Annotated in this window: 1 protein-coding gene; it reads right to left on the reverse strand. The window is 53.1% G+C overall.

Annotated features, from left to right (window positions below; genetic code table 11):
- Nucleotides 1–61: 61 nt before the first annotated feature.
- Nucleotides 62–416: hypothetical protein (locus JIN78_RS17445; RefSeq protein ID WP_234038073.1), on the reverse strand; the 355-nt coding region annotated here is incomplete at its 5' end.

Consider the following 416-nt stretch of genomic DNA (forward strand, 5'->3'; position numbering starts at 1 on the left):
CCCCAAGGAAAGCACGACAACGCGCAATCAGGAAAAAACTCTGATCGGTTTTCACCACTTCCTACCCCAAAAAGCGCCGCCCCCTCTTCACCGAGGCGGGCGGTTTTGCCTGAAACCCAAGCCCCCGAAAGCGAAACGAAGTGCCCTTGGAAAAGTTCACAGCTAGACGCTTTTTAGAGTGGCTGGACTCCCCTTGATGAAGTGGCGGGACAGGACCCAAAAACCTGAAAAACAAGCTTGCCCTCCCCATCACCGGAAATTCTGGAACTGTCTCTTTTTTTTCGCGATTTCCGCTTCGGTCGGGGCGCAAATCATTCTGGTGATTCACTCCCCCCTCCCCGCACTGTCCTATTCTGAACGCATCGATTTTCAGCTTGTCGAAAAAGAGCTTTGGAGAACTCGAAACCCCACCCCCT

This window comes from Roseibacillus ishigakijimensis, from assembly GCF_016595415.1.
GTDB classification, from domain to species: Bacteria; Verrucomicrobiota; Verrucomicrobiia; order Verrucomicrobiales; family Akkermansiaceae; genus Roseibacillus; species Roseibacillus ishigakijimensis.